The organism is Fodinibius saliphilus (genome assembly GCF_005869845.1).
In the GTDB taxonomy this organism is placed as follows: domain Bacteria; phylum Bacteroidota; class Rhodothermia; order Balneolales; family Balneolaceae; genus Fodinibius; species Fodinibius saliphilus.
The window spans coordinates 92,164-105,251 of the sequence record NZ_VAWF01000001.1; the positions used below are offsets into that span (position 1 = coordinate 92,164).

Below are 13,088 nucleotides of genomic sequence, written 5' to 3' on the forward strand. Positions count from 1 at the left end.
TATAAACAACAATCACGAAACACTAGAACTTCGTAAATTTCACTCTTGATTACCAATTATCGCACAATTATAAATGTATCATAATATTTTGAAATAAAAAAGACGGGACAACTGAAGTTGTCCCGCCATAAAAATAGGCCTACTGGAAGTATTAAGTAAGCATTTCAATCACCATTGCCGAAGCGCCTCCTCCTCCATTACAGATACCGGCACAACCGTATGTGCCTCCAGTACGTTTAAGGGCATGCATCAAAGTCACCATAATACGTGTTCCTGAACATCCTATTGGATGTCCAATGCTAACAGCTCCTCCGTGGATATTAACTTTCTCCGGGTCTAATTCCAGGATTTGGTTGTTAGCCAATGTGACTACTGAAAAAGCTTCATTCACTTCAAAAAGATCGATATCATCTTTTGCTAAACCAGCCCGTTCGATGGCGATAGGCATGGCATCAGCGGGGGCGGTAGTAAACCATTCAGGTTGTTTAGCCGCACTGGATTGACTCATGATGCGGGCAATGGGATTTAATCCTAATTCTTCAGCCTTTTCTTCAGTCATTAATAGTACTGCTGCTGCTCCATCATTAATGCTGCTGGCATTGGCTGCAGTTACGGTTCCTTCTTTATCGAAAACAGGGCGAAGGTTTGGAATTTTATCAAAATTAACCCGCTCAAGTTCATCATCCATTTTTACTTTGCTGACATTACCTTTGCGGTCCTTAATTTTCATTTCGATGATTTCATCATCAAAAAAGCCTTCTTCGTGTGCCTTAATAGCACGTTTGTACGAATCGATGGCAAACTTATCTTGTTGTTCTCGACTAATACTACATTCATCAGCACATATTTCAGCAGCATTACCCATATGGAAATCGTTATACACATCCCACAGTCCATCTTCGATGATGCCATCTTTAGCTTCTGCATGTCCCAGTTTTGAGCCAAAACGATGTTTGTCAAGATAATAGGGCACGTTACTCATGCTCTCCATACCACCGGCAACGATAACATCTGCTTCGTTAAGTTTGATTTGGTTTGCGGCAATCATTATGGCCTTCATTCCAGAAGCACATACCTTATTAACAGTGGTTGAAGGGGTTCTTTCTGATAAACCTGCTTTTAAAGCAGCTTGCCGGGCGGGGGCTTGACCAATACCGGCAGTTAAAACATTACCAAAAACGACTTCCTGTATTTCTTCTGGATCAATACCGGTATTCCGGATGATTTCTGTGATAGTAGTGGCACCGAGTTCAGGTGCGGAGTAGGAAGACAGGCTACCCCCGAAAGATCCGACCGGGGTTCGTTTGGCTTCAACAATAACTACATTTCTCATAGTATTAAAAGATTATATTCTGAATTTTTGTTCAAAAAATGGCTTTATTCAAAGGCTTGGTCAAGATCATCTTTAAGATCTTCGGCGTCTTCAATTCCTACTGAGAGACGGATGAGAGAATCTTTTAGTCCAGCTTTTTCACGTACTTCTTTGGGTATCGATCCATGAGTCATAGAAGCAGGATGACTAATTAAAGATTCAACACCACCAAGACTTTCAGCAAGTGTAAAAATGGACGTTCTGCTCATAAACTCTTGTGCTTTATCAATAGAGTCATCTTTGAGAGAAAAAGAGACCATCGCTCCAAAGTCACTCATCTGTTTTTTAGCAATCTCATGCTGATTGTGACTTTCAAGTCCCGGATATATAACTTTATCAACAGCTTTATGGTTATCAAGAAAAGATGCTACTTCTTTTGCATTGTCTACTGACTGTTGAACACGAACAGACAATGTTTTAATGCCGCGCAGTGTTAGATAACAATCCATGGGTCCCGGAACAGCTCCTGTTGTTTTGACCTGGAACCGTAGTTGTTCCATTATGTCTGTATTTGAAGTCGCAACAGCGCCACCAATAATATCGGAATGTCCCCCGAGATATTTAGTTGTAGAATGTAGTACTGCATCGGCCCCCAGTTCCAATGGTTGTTGTAAATAAGGGGAAGCAAAAGTGTTATCAACCAGAGAAAGAATCTTGTTTTCAGCGGCAAAAGAAGTCAATTCTTCAATATCGACAACTCGTAGTAATGGGTTTGTGGGAGTTTCTATCCACAGAAGTTTTGTGCTATCGGTTGCGGCCTCTTTGACTTCTTCAATATCGGTCATGTCAACAAATGAAAACTCGATACCATAGGGAGCAAAAACTTCAGTGAAAAGACGATATGACCCACCGTATAAGTCATTAGATGCAATAACTTGATCGCCAGGACGGAGCATTTTAAGTACTGCATCCATAGCAGCACAACCACTTGCAAAGCAGGCACATTCATCAGCTCCTTCAAGGCCAGCGATGAGTTTTTCCAAAGCAGTACGCGTTGGATTACCTACACGGGCATAGTCATACCCTTTGTTAACGTTTGGTGCTTCCTGTTTATAGGTGGATGTCTGGAAAATCGGAGGCATTACAGCACCCGATGTTTCTTCCGGTTTTTGGCCGGCATGTATCGTTTTAGTGTTAAATTTCATTGCAAGAAATTTTTAAAAATTGGATTTTGCTTTGCGAGCTTTTTCGTGCATCCCAAGGTAAGAGTATGCTTGGTATAGATTTTGCCAAAGCATTTTTTTCTTAGGTTTTTCTTCAACAAGCTGTTCTAAAAGTGGTAGTGAAGAAGTTAAGTAAACTTTGATTTGTTCTTCAACTTCTGCATTTGATTCTTTATCTGCAATTAGAGGTAAAATCTGTTGATATTTTGAAGCACTGTTATGGTAAAAATGAGCCAACCGTTCTTTTAATTCTAAATTGGATGGATTCTGGGTTGTCAAACTTTTTAACTGAGTCTCAGCTCGGTTAAGCAGAGAATCAGCGGGAGAGAATGAGATAGTACCTGTAGTATCAGAACGCAAACTCTTTTTTAATGAGTTGAGGTGTACCGCAGCAAGGTAGTATAATTCAGTAGCAAGACTTTGCTTATAGATGATATTATTAGGTTTCTTATCAGCTAAATCATTAAGTAAACTAACAGCTTTCCGATGTTCTCCTGCACTGATATAGGCGTTGGATAAACCATGAAGAAGATTTAAGCTTAAAGTTGAAGGTGAGCCACCTTCTTCATATAACCGAATGGCCTTCTGAGGTTGGTCTTGGTTTAGATATAGAAAGGTCAATTGATCGAGCAACATAACGGGTAGCTCGGAGATATTGCTTCTTGCGTCTTCCAGTATTTCAATAGCCTTGACTGGTTTTTGGGCCTTATAGTAAGCTCGAGCACCCATATTATAGGATACAGTACTATCCGGGATAAGTATTGTGGCATTTGTAAAGTGTGCTGCTGCCTTTTGGTAAGAGGCACTATCAAGGGTACTGTCAGATTGTATGAGCTGAATCCCTTGATTGTGCTCATTACTCCAGCTAATAGTCAGCAAACTATCTGCTTGTTCTTTTAGAACGCTAGCATTTTGAGTCGTGGCCAGTTCTATATTTCTTTGAGCATCGTTGTAATATGAAGCACGCTTTAAGGGGTCTTTTTGATGTTCGGCCAGTTTTATTTGGTACTGACCCTTCTGGAATAATAGACTGGAAGAACTATCTGCTGACAGCTTATCATCAATTGAAGCAATATTTTGTTTTAACTCGGTTGTAGTTAAATCACTATTATTGCCTGAGTTTGAGCTGGAATGTAGTGTAGTACAACTAATAAATAACCCGAATGCAAGCACAAGGCTTGCAATTCGGGTAAATGAATGAATCATGAATAAGAAGGTTTTTACTACTATAGAAGTTTACTGCATACCTGCTTTTTGCATCGCATCCTTGGCTTTTTTATCCATACCAAGAGCAGTATAAATGCTGAATAAGCTTCTCCAGTATTCTTTTTTTTCAGGATTTAACTCAGCTGCTTTTTCGTAGTATCCCATTGCTTTTCTCAACAATTTTTTACCTTGAGCATCGATTTTATTGGCCTTTTCATTGTCTCTAGTACGATTGCGTTTTTCAAATAACGCTTTGGCTCTATTTTGGTATACAATACCTAATGTATTGTAAGCTGAGTCGTTATCAGGGTCATACTCAATTGCTTTATTGAGTTCATCTTCTGCCTGTTTTGTTAAGTTCTCAATTTCTGAGAGTAACTTTTCATTTTTCTCTTCCAGTGTAGAAATCTGCTTCTCTACTTCTTTAGCTTCTTCTCCGCTACTATTGTTTAATTCTTGTTGGTATTTCAATATTTCATCTGAAATAACAGAAGTAGAATCTGTGAGTCTGAGGGCTTTTTGGTAAATCTGAGTACCCAAAACTAAGTGAAAGCGCGGATTTTCCGGATTTCTTTGGACAAGTTTTCGAACAGTAGCTATAGCTTTATCTGACTTCCCAACACGATCGTAAGTATCTGCCAGACTTGTTACAATTTTCTGGTTCTGGGGAAATTGTTCTTGGCCCTTCTCAAGGGTTTCAAGTACTTTTTGTTGATTGTCAAGGTTGTAATAGAAGCTGGCTAACTGTCTGTAGTCGCTAGGTTTGACCGTAGTGTCTGGAACTATCTCAATATATTTTGTTTTAGCATTTACAGCTTCTTCAAAATCCTTATTCATACTTGCCACAGATGCCAGAGTGTTCCAAGATAGTGCACTGTCTGGTTGAATAAGTGTAGCATTTTTAAAATGTCCAAGAGAATACTTTAAGGGTTCGTTGACAGTATTCATGAGACTGTCGTTACGAGCCATCTTAACCCCTCTATTATGCTCTGTCTGCCATATTACATTCTTAATAGATGAGATACGGTCAATTTCACTGGGGGGGTCTTCAGTCTTGGCTGCAACCTCTTTAGCTTGTTCAAATGCCTCATTCATACGAACATAAAAATCACGCCGTACTTCTGGATCTTCCTTTTTTCCAGCAAGGTCACCTAAAGCAACTCCTTTGTAATAATATCCCAAAGATTCTTGAGGGTATTGTTCAATAGCTTTTTCAGCAGATTCTAGTGCTGCCTGTGGGTTTTGATCTTCGATATAAGACTTTGCTTCATCGACAAGTGGGTTGGTACTTCCGCAGCCGATCAAAATGCCAACGAGTAGCGTAACAACGATATAATGTAATTTTTTCATCAACATGGTGTAGATTCCTGTAGGATTCAATGTTAGAATATCCGTTTAGTGAAGGGGAAAGTAACTATATATAGCCCTTTCTGCAATATCATCGCTTAAAAATTATTATATTAGTCTAATAAAAGGAATCATAATAGGGTAACGTATTAAAGGACGAGAATGTTTGGAGCTAGTAGGTACAAAATCCATAAAAAAAACAGTTTTGAGTATTTATATATATCGGCACATGATGAGCGTGCACATAATCTGATAATGTTACATGGGATGTTCGGTGGCTTAAGTAATTACGATCCTATAATTGACTACACCAGGAATTGTAATATAATAGTGCCTTCTATACCCTTGTATGATTTCAGTGCACGCAAACTTTCTATTCAAAAGTTAAGTAGTTGGTTGCACGGGTTCATAAAAGAATTAAATATAGAAAATCCAATATTGCTCGGTAATTCCATGGGAGGGCATCTGGCTTTGGATTATGCTGTGCAATATCCTGATATAGTTTCGGCCTTGGTATTAACCGGAAGTTCCGGTATCCAAGAAAAGGATTTCGGTTCTAGCTTTCCACGGCGTAAAGATCGCGAGTATATACGCAAGCAAGCAGCTCTCACTTTTTATGAGGATCTGATTGATGATGTGATTATGGATGAGATAATGGATGTTGTTACATCTCCCTCAAAACTATTAAACATGTTAGCAATAGCTCGTGACACACATGAGTATAATATGGAGCGGTTTTTACCTGATATTATACATCCGACCTTACTGGTATGGGGCAGACATGATGAGATAACACCACCTGAAGTGGGGCAAACTTTTTTTGAGAAATTACCTAATGCCCAATTACGCTGGATCGATAAGTGTGGGCATGCACCGATGATGGAACATCCAAAGAGATTTGCATTGTTATTGAATGAATTCTTAATTGAACTCCCTGAAATAATCCAAACTAAAAATAATTCTTATAGTTTATGAAAAAAATAATTCATACTTCTGAAGCTCCAGAAGCTATCGGTCCTTACAGTCAAGCTGTTGTCCATAACGATATTGTCTATTGTTCTGGCCAAATTGGATTAGATCCCGAAACGATGGAGTTTGTCGGTGATGATGTAGCTTCACAAGCTGAACAAGTAATGAAAAATCTGGAAGCTGTACTGTTGGAAGCAGGCTCAGGTTTTGGCAAAGTTATTAAGTGTGGTATTTACTTGGATGATATGAGTAACTTTGAAACCGTCAATGAAATATATGGAAGTTATTTTAAAAGCGATCCGCCGGCGAGAGAAACAGTAGCTGTTAAAACCTTGCCGAAAAACTGTAAAGTGGAAATCGGCTGTACGGCATACATTTAGTACGTTTCTGCAAAAACTATTATTTAGCCCGATGGGTAGATCGTCGGGCTTTTTTTATTGTTGAAGTTCGAGGCTAAATGATTTTTTGTTTCCCATCTTGTCGAAGACGGTGCCTTGAATGTTCATGATCTCGGAGGGTTCAAAATCTGGATGATAGTACACAAAGCGATCATCTTCGGGTTCATATTCAGCAATGCCGGGGACGCCATTAACTGAAATGTGGGTTTTGGTATAATCTATTCCTGATAAATTATCTTTGGCTTTAATTATAATCACCCATTTTTTATCGGGCCGTTGGCGTAGGTGAGGGGTGCTTAGTCGTGGTGCAGTAGTATCTCTTTGTAAATTAAATGTGCCGGTAGAAGATGCTTGGCCAATGATAAACTCTTTAGTGAACTTTGTAGGGATGAGTTCCCAATCTTGTTTGCCGAACCTATCATATTTATATAACGATAAATTAGTGGTATCTGTAAGCATCGAATCTCTATCTATATAGACTTTGTATGATTCTCTAAGCGGGTAGGTTTCGGGGACAATATCAACGGTCAAGGAGTCAGAACGATATTTTTTTACCCTCATCCCTATAGAAACGGTATCATAAAATGTATCTTTTGGGAAAAGAGCAAATCCTTGCTGATTTGTAGCCGGTAACACTTTTTCTTCATTAGATATTACCCGGTAAAAAGTGAGCGGGCCAAGATTGGGTGTGTTTATAAAAAGAGAACCGGAATCTTCGAGTGGAATTGTAATGGTACTACTGTGAGTAATAAAATGGTTTGAATCAGCAGCCACTGTTAGGTGTGAAAAAGTATCTCTATGTATGCTCAGCCAATCATTAAACCAATCCCACTGATATATCGAAGAGATATTATGGGATGTTATTTTTCCCTCTTTAAGGGACAATTCTTTTCTGTTGCGTTTAGATTTTTGAACATCAAGAGTTATGGTAGCATAACTGGAGTTCCCAAAAAAATCAGTGGCTTTAATTGTGACTTCATGTTTGCCGGGGGGGAGATCGATTTTTCCTTTAGATTTATTCGTCTTATAAAAGGGTAAGGTATTTCCATCGGCAATAAATAATCGCTGATATCCGCCTTTATCTTGTTGTAAAAAGGGATAGACTCGGTCCAAAAACATCTGATCCGTTTCCCGGTAAGAAAAGCTGTCAACACGAGATCTAAAATATTGCTCACCATTTACAGTAAGAGAGAGCTCATAGGCAGCGTAGGCGTTATTTACGTGGTTCGATTGATCAAAGACATCCACAGCCAATCCTACAGGACCGGTGACTTTGATGGTTCCGGCTTCATAGGTATTATTTCCAGACCACGTTTGTTTTGTATAGATACGATTTTCATCTTCAACAGAAGAAAGAGGAGTTAATGGTTCTACCGCAATAGCCTGAATTTGGGGGGCAATAGTGTCATTAACTTTTAAGTTTGTTAGAAGGGGATTGAAAGGCTTGTGTGAGGGAGTGCGTAATTCAAAATGGAGATGAGGAGGACCTATCCCTGATGCTCCGCTGTACCCAATTACATCACCCTGTTGCACCTTAATACCACGCCAGCCCCAAGATCGATCAATCTCAAATTTGTAGCCTTCGGCAATTCGTACCGAGTCTGCCAGTTGCTGTAGCTGATCATTAAAAGAAAGCAGATGTGCATATAAAGAATAAGAGCCATCATTGTGTCTTAGATAAATTACTTTACCATATCCCCGTGGACCAATTGCGACACGTTCAATAACACCATCACGGGTAGCATAGACTTCATAACCACGACGTCCCCAGGTTTTGATGTCAAGGGCAGCATGAAAATGTTGTGACCGGGTTTCGGCAAAGGTAGATGTAAGGTATGGACTAGCTTCGGTAGGCCAAAGGTAATCGGCAGAAAAGATTTCATTTTGATAGGATTGTGGCTGTGCCAGAGTAGGGTGGGCCAGCACAAGAGACCAAATTATAAATAGGAAGAGATATTGTGCTTTCATCAATTATTGGACTGTAATATTGAGCTGAGAAAGACCGTCTCCCAATGTAGCTTTGATATTGTCCCCACTCTGTAACGGAGATACGCCTTTGGGGGTTCCTGTGAAGATCAGATCTCCCGGTTGTAGGGTAAATATTGTAGACAAATAGTGAACCAACTCTGCAACAGGAAAGATCATTAGCTTTGTATTATCAGATTGACGGACCTTGTTATTTACTGCTAGTTGCAGCTCAATATTTTGCGGGTCATCTAATTTAACAGCCGGAATAACATCCCCCAAGGGAGCAAAGGTATCAAAGCCTTTGGCTACCGACCAGGGATGTGAATTCTCTTTAGCTTTCTGTTGAATATCACGAGCGGTTACATCAATACCAATAGCATATCCGGCTATATATTTCAACGCATTTTTCTGCGGGATATTTTTACCGCTTTTCCCAATCACTGCAACCATCTCCACCTCATGGTGCACATTATTACTTTGAGGGGGCAGGATAATTGCTTGCCCATCTTTTATTATACTACTGCTAGGTTTTAAGAACACCAATGGCTGACCAGGCACTTCATTTTTCAACTCATGAACGTGTTCTACGTAATTACGCCCGATGCAATAGATGTTTCCTATATGTAAATCGTCCGGTAATCCGGGGAGTGATAACTTTGACATAAGTATATAATATAAGAAAAGCCTTGATCTCGTGAGAAATCAAGGCTTAAAAAAGAATAGTAAAAAAGCGTTATGCGACAGGCTCGACACTTACAAACTTACGTCCGCCTGAGCGCTTACGGAATTTAACTTTTCCTGCAGCCTTAGCAAAGAGCGTATCATCTTTACCGCGACCAACATTTTCGCCGGGGTGGAACTTAGTACCACGTTGGCGAACAATAATATGTCCGGCTTTAACTGTTTCTCCACCGTATTCTTTAACACCTAGTCGCTTCGATATCGAATCGCGACCGTTCTTTGTAGAACCTTGACCTTTCTTATGTGCCATAACAATATAAAATTTCTAAGTTATCCTTCTTGCTTACTTTCCCATGCATCTAAGACCGTTACCCGGCTCTCATCTTCGGGAACAAATCCTTCGAGGTTATCGAGATCAGTATTCCTGATATGCTTGATCGCTTCTTTTGCTGTCATATCAGTAGAAAGTTGATCAGCTTCTTCAGATTCCGAAGATTTTGTTTCTTTCTTCGCCTTGGTACTGCTAGAGCCAGATGTGGAAATCTTGTTAATCTCTATTTGAGACATCGGTTGACGATGACCACGCTTAACCTGGTATCCTTTACGTCGTTTCTTCTTGAATACAATGACTTTATCCGACTTGACATTGTCGAGTAAAGTAGCTTCAACTGTAACGCCTTCAACAACGGGCTTACCTACAGTTACATCACCTTCATCATTCGTCAAGAATACTCGATCGAAGGTTAGCTTTTGATCAGTCTCATCACTTTGTTTATCAACAAACAGGACATCGCCTTCTGAAACGCGATACTGATGTCCACCTATTTCTACTACTGCGTACATCTAATTAAGATATTTAATGTTATAAAAAATCGTTTCGCTACAGAATGCCAAATATAACCTTTTAACTGCTGAAAGCAAAGCTAAAAATCTGATGAATTATAGTTCTCAAAATTGTATTATAACAGTGAACAAAATTCCAACAAGAAATCATTACTATGGATGATAAATTACCGGATCTGCACGAGCAGGCATTAATGTTTAAAAATACAAAACGTTTCCAACGTGATGGGGGGAGAGCTTGGATCAAAGACTCACAGCTCTATGAAGCCCGTAAAGATGGTAATGGCAAGCTGAATACTGTGCATAAGAAAAAAAATAGTGATCGCATTGAAGAAGCTGAAGACCATAATCCTTCTTTATAAAAGGCATCCTCAATAATCTATTCATGCGATATACAAAACTTCGAACTTGGGCGATTCTGGTGCTCGTTCTATTGGGTGTCATATTAATACTCAACTACTCTGGGAATGGATCTGGTATCTATAAAAGCCAAAAGCCTATTACCGATTCTTTAATAACTAAGGCATATCCGAATCTCTATAAGGCAATAGCAAAACGTGATATTAACGACTTAGAACCGTTCCTTTCACACAAGAGTCCTGCAGTTAGGGCACAAGCATGGCGCGCTGTCGCAAATACACCGGTTGATTCACTATCTCCCCTTATTGCTTTAGCCGATTCCCAAAGTTCGGGTGTGGCATGGTTTGCTATCAGTAACCATAAAATTGAAGAGTCGCAGATACGTTCTTTAGAAATACGATGGGAAAAGAATTCGGAAAGTCGCCCGGGAATTAGTCGCGTATTGGGTAGACAAGGAGATGAGAAAAGCCTACAGTTCTTGCTTAATAGATTAAATAAGCCCCAGATAGTTAATGAATACCATACCGCATTGGCTGTCGGACGTTTGATTAACCGGAATAATATATCAGCAAAACAGCAGCTGAAAGTTATTGAAACGGCATTTTCTGCAAATGATCCACTTACCCAAAGGGCATATTTTTACGGCTGGTATAGGGGAGATAGTTCCCGATTAACAACAGCTGCAAGAGATACCCTTTATTCATATTGGCAAGCATTGGGTAGCGGTAATGCTGATATCGATCAGTATATAAATAAAATTCTTCCTGAACGTACAACAGCCCAACTCACCATCACATACAATGGTAAGCGAGAGCTCAATAGCGAGAACCAGCTAGCTGTTGAATTGGCTAAGTCTGTGGATACTCTAAAAATGACGGATAAAAATTCCCTTGCCGCAAAGATATTACTGACTAATAAAAGCCCACATGTACAGGTACAAACGATAAAAAGTTTGAAAAGGAAGTTGTCTCCAGATGGAGAACTCTTTCGATATATCAGTGAGTCGATGTTGCCAGATCAACAATTGGCGGATATTGCTTGGCTGCAAGCACTTAAAGTTTCAACGGAAATCAGACCGGAAATTGCGCAAGATCATCAAAGTCGTTTGCAAAAGGTAGTTCAAGAGAATCCTTATTTATGGCCACAAGTGTTAGCTGTTTATCAGAGAGCAGAAGCGCCCAATGCATATTTGGATCGGACTAAACAAATAGTGAATGGCAAAGATACGTTGGCTGTGATGCATGCTGTGCAGGCTCTCAACCATTTTTGGGATAATTTATCTGTCGAGAAGCAGACAGAAGAGCATATACAGAAAATTCGTAGTATTGTTTTTCAGGCTTTAGCACTTCAAGACGAAGGTATAGCTGTAATGACACAGCCTTTGATTCGAAATGAGAAACTATTTAATGAAGATGACTTTTCTCGTATCAATCAGGCTCTGCTTGCGTTTTCAATATCGGATAATATGGAGCTTTACCAAGCCTTTGGCTCGTTATATAAGGACCGTTTTGAGAATCAGGCAGGTGAGACTATCGATTCTTTGGCTACATTGAATATTGAACCGCTAAGTCGTTCTTTGGCCAGTGCCGGATGGGACATTGAGCTTCCGGAGAAGGCAAGTACTGAATTTCGATTTCCCAATTGGGATCGATTGTGGGAGTTGGGTGCCAAGCCAGTATGGACCTTGAAAACAGAAAAGGGTCCAATATCTATAAGATTGAATACGTTAAGTGCTCCTGCCACTGTTTCAATGATTGATAGCTTAAGCCGGGTAGGAGCCTATGACGGCGTACCATTTCACCGTGTTGTTCCGAATTTTGTAATACAAGGTGGAGATATTGAGCATGGCGGCGGATTTGGAGGAACTGAATTTGTGATTCCCACGGAAGCTTCGGAGCATGGTTTTGTACGGGGTGCTGCAGGTATTGCCAGTGCAGGAACAGATACTGAAGGAAGTCAATATTTTATTATGCACCAGTGGAAACCACATTTGAATGGTGGCTATACCAAATTTGGTAAAGTTATTGATGGTTTTAGATATATAGATAGAATTGTAGTGGGAGATAAAGTAAATACTACCAGTTGGGAGATGGTTAACTAAGGTGTTTTGGGATGTGCTCTTTGGGAGTTTTTAGTTCTTGAATTGTAACTTTTGTATGAAATTCGCCTTGCTCACCAAATGGATCGATCTCATCGGAGAGTCGATCTATTTGGTTGACAAATACTTGGTTAAAAGGTTCACCCACTTTAATCAGAGATTGGTACTCTTCTTTTACTGCGCTGATTTCAACCTTAACCGGCTTTAATAGAAGAACATTAAGAAGTTCGTGGATATCTTTCTTCCAAATTGGAAAACAACATTGATACCCCATTTCTTTAAAAACTTCTTCTCTCCAGTGGCGAATATCTACCAGGTACCAATCACCGAAGATAAGAGTTTCGGCTGGTTCTTCAAGATTGTCAAAGGTTTCTTGAAGTGTTTGTAGATATTGTTCATTAGAACAGTCGGGAGGTAGCGGTACTGTTGTGAGATCTAAACCAAGTTGCCTAGCCTGGGTCTCTATAAAGTGAATATCTATGTTTTGATGTGGTACTTTGTTATTCAATTGGTTAAATGTTGTGAGAAGCATAACTTTTTTATCAGGATGCTCTTTTTGATAGAAATGCAGAGCCAGGTAGGCATCTTTGCCCCCACTCCAAAAAAGAATATTCATAGCAGCAGATAGTAGTTCATAGAATACAGAATAAGGCAATAACAATGATTCGAATTTATGCCAGATC

At 39.7% G+C, this 13,088-nt stretch carries 13 protein-coding genes; 4 read left to right on the forward strand and 9 right to left on the reverse strand.

The window, feature by feature from the left end:
* Positions 1-151 precede the first annotated feature (151 nt).
* Genes FCN14_RS00420 through FCN14_RS00435 form a run of 4 tightly spaced genes read right to left on the reverse strand, consistent with a single transcriptional unit; the run spans position 152 to position 5,121 of the window.
* On the reverse strand, positions 152-1,333 hold the full coding sequence (locus tag FCN14_RS00420; protein ID WP_138429116.1) for an acetyl-CoA C-acyltransferase: 1,182 nt from the start codon (positions 1,331-1,333) through the stop codon (positions 152-154).
* 44 nt (positions 1,334-1,377) lie between these two features.
* Complete coding sequence (locus FCN14_RS00425) at positions 1,378-2,517, reverse strand: cystathionine gamma-synthase (protein ID WP_138429117.1); 1,140 nt, start codon at positions 2,515-2,517, stop codon at positions 1,378-1,380.
* A gap of 12 nt (positions 2,518-2,529) precedes the next feature.
* Entirely contained in the window at positions 2,530-3,741 is a 1,212-nt protein-coding gene (locus FCN14_RS00430) for a tetratricopeptide repeat protein (protein WP_138429118.1), read from the reverse strand.
* 30 nt (positions 3,742-3,771) lie between these two features.
* On the reverse strand, positions 3,772-5,121 hold the full coding sequence (locus tag FCN14_RS00435) for a tetratricopeptide repeat protein (protein WP_138429119.1): 1,350 nt from the start codon (positions 5,119-5,121) through the stop codon (positions 3,772-3,774).
* Positions 5,122-5,343: 222 nt separating this feature from the next.
* Here FCN14_RS00435 and FCN14_RS00440 point away from each other — a divergent pair, with 222 nt between their 5' ends.
* Positions 5,344-6,063, forward strand: a complete 720-nt coding sequence (locus FCN14_RS00440) for an alpha/beta fold hydrolase (protein WP_281280649.1) — start codon at positions 5,344-5,346, stop codon at positions 6,061-6,063.
* Positions 6,060-6,437, forward strand: coding sequence for a RidA family protein (locus FCN14_RS00445; protein ID WP_138429121.1), 378 nt, complete (start codon positions 6,060-6,062; stop codon positions 6,435-6,437). The genes FCN14_RS00440 and FCN14_RS00445 overlap by 4 nt, the downstream gene beginning before the upstream one ends.
* A gap of 54 nt (positions 6,438-6,491) precedes the next feature.
* Here the strand turns inward: FCN14_RS00445 and FCN14_RS00450 are convergent, their stop codons facing one another.
* The 4 genes from FCN14_RS00450 to rplU form a co-directional block, all read right to left on the reverse strand.
* Positions 6,492-8,423, reverse strand: a complete 1,932-nt coding sequence (locus tag FCN14_RS00450) for a M23 family metallopeptidase (RefSeq protein WP_138429122.1) — start codon at positions 8,421-8,423, stop codon at positions 6,492-6,494.
* A gap of 3 nt (positions 8,424-8,426) precedes the next feature.
* A complete protein-coding gene (locus tag FCN14_RS00455; RefSeq protein ID WP_138429123.1) occupies positions 8,427-9,086 on the reverse strand; it encodes a fumarylacetoacetate hydrolase family protein in 660 nt (219 codons plus the stop codon).
* A 70-nt stretch (positions 9,087-9,156) separates the two neighbouring features.
* A complete protein-coding gene (gene rpmA / locus FCN14_RS00460) occupies positions 9,157-9,414 on the reverse strand; it encodes a 50S ribosomal protein L27 (RefSeq protein ID WP_138429124.1) in 258 nt (85 codons plus the stop codon).
* A 20-nt stretch (positions 9,415-9,434) separates the two neighbouring features.
* On the reverse strand, positions 9,435-9,947 hold the full coding sequence (rplU, locus tag FCN14_RS00465) for a 50S ribosomal protein L21 (protein WP_138429125.1): 513 nt from the start codon (positions 9,945-9,947) through the stop codon (positions 9,435-9,437).
* Between the two features lie 155 nt (positions 9,948-10,102).
* On the opposite strand from rplU, the gene FCN14_RS00470 reads away from it, so the two are divergent.
* Both FCN14_RS00470 and FCN14_RS00475 read left to right on the forward strand, forming a co-directional pair.
* The gene (locus FCN14_RS00470) at positions 10,103-10,309 is read left to right on the forward strand and encodes a hypothetical protein (RefSeq protein ID WP_138429126.1); all 207 of its coding nucleotides are present in this window, start codon (positions 10,103-10,105) and stop codon (positions 10,307-10,309) included.
* Between the two features lie 23 nt (positions 10,310-10,332).
* The gene (locus FCN14_RS00475) at positions 10,333-12,408 is read left to right on the forward strand and encodes a peptidylprolyl isomerase (protein WP_138429127.1); all 2,076 of its coding nucleotides are present in this window, start codon (positions 10,333-10,335) and stop codon (positions 12,406-12,408) included.
* Here FCN14_RS00475 and FCN14_RS00480 read toward each other — a convergent pair.
* Positions 12,401-13,021: a Dph6-related ATP pyrophosphatase gene (locus tag FCN14_RS00480; RefSeq protein WP_138429128.1), complete on the reverse strand. Its 621-nt coding sequence runs from the start codon at positions 13,019-13,021 to the stop codon at positions 12,401-12,403. The two genes, FCN14_RS00475 and FCN14_RS00480, sit on opposite strands and share 8 nt — an antisense overlap.
* Positions 13,022-13,088: the final 67 nt, after the last annotated feature.